Annotated in this window: 1 protein-coding gene; it reads left to right on the forward strand. The window is 56.2% G+C overall.

All coding sequences use genetic code 11. The features are described from left to right. Window positions 1–74 precede the first annotated feature (74 nt). Window positions 75–911 carry an IS5-like element IS1031C family transposase gene (locus B7G66_RS16745; protein ID WP_048859436.1) on the forward strand — a complete coding sequence of 279 codons (837 nt, stop codon included), beginning with the start codon at window positions 75–77 and terminating at the stop codon, window positions 909–911. Window positions 912–932: the final 21 nt, after the last annotated feature.

Consider the following 932-nt stretch of genomic DNA (forward strand, 5'->3'; position numbering starts at 1 on the left):
AGAGCCTGATCCGAAAGTTTTTGAACAATACCAGCATGTTGTGATTCATCCGTCTTTGCGAAGAGATGGAGTGAATGGTGGCATGGACTGGTATTGCCCGACACGAACATAGCCGGGAGGGATTGCGATATCCATCGGATATGACGGATGCGGAGTGGGCTTTGATTATGCCGTTCGTGCCCCCGGCGAAACGGGGCGGACGGCCTCGCACGGCGGATATGCGCGAGGTTGTAAACGCGATACTCTATATCGCCTCGGGTGGGTGTGCGTGGCGTCTGCTGCCGAAATGCTTTCCACCGGTCTCGACCGTCAGGCGCTACTTTTACGCATGGCGTGATGCCGGACTGTTCGAAGCGATGAACACAGTACTGGTCATGAACCTGCGGGAGATCGAAGGGCGTAAGGCCTCCCCGAGCGCGGGCGTGATTGATAGCCAGTCGGTGAAAACCACGGAAAGTGGGGGAATTTCCGGTTATGACGCTGGAAAGAAGGTCAAAGGTCGCAAGCGCCATATTCTGACGGATACCTGCGGCTTCCTGATCTTCCTCCTTGTTCATGCCGCTGACATTCAGGATCGTGACGGGGCTGTCGATGTCCTGGCGGCAATACGCAAACACTTTCCATGGCTTCGCCACATCTTCGCCGATGGCGGCTATGCCGGTAATAAACTGCGATCCGCGCTCGCCAGCATGGGAAAATGGACGGTCGAAATCATCAGGCGATCAGACACAGGCAGGGGCTTTGAAATCCTGCCTCGCCGCTGGGTGGTCGAACGAACATTCGCCTGGCTCGGTCGATGCAGGCGGCTCGCCAAAGACTGGGAAAAGTCCATAGCCTCGTCAACAGCGTGGACTTTGATCGCCTCAATCCGCATGCTGACCCGCAGAACCGCAAGGCATTGTCAGTGCTGAAAAACTTTCGAATCAGGCTCT

The organism is Novacetimonas hansenii JCM 7643, from assembly GCF_000964405.1.
GTDB classification, from domain to species: Bacteria; Pseudomonadota; Alphaproteobacteria; order Acetobacterales; family Acetobacteraceae; genus Novacetimonas; species Novacetimonas hansenii.

Coding starts and splice junctions, on each gene's coding strand:
- B7G66_RS16745 (WP_048859436.1), top strand. CDS start 75: ATGGTGGCATGGACTGGTATTGCCCGACACGAACATAGCCGGGAGGGA.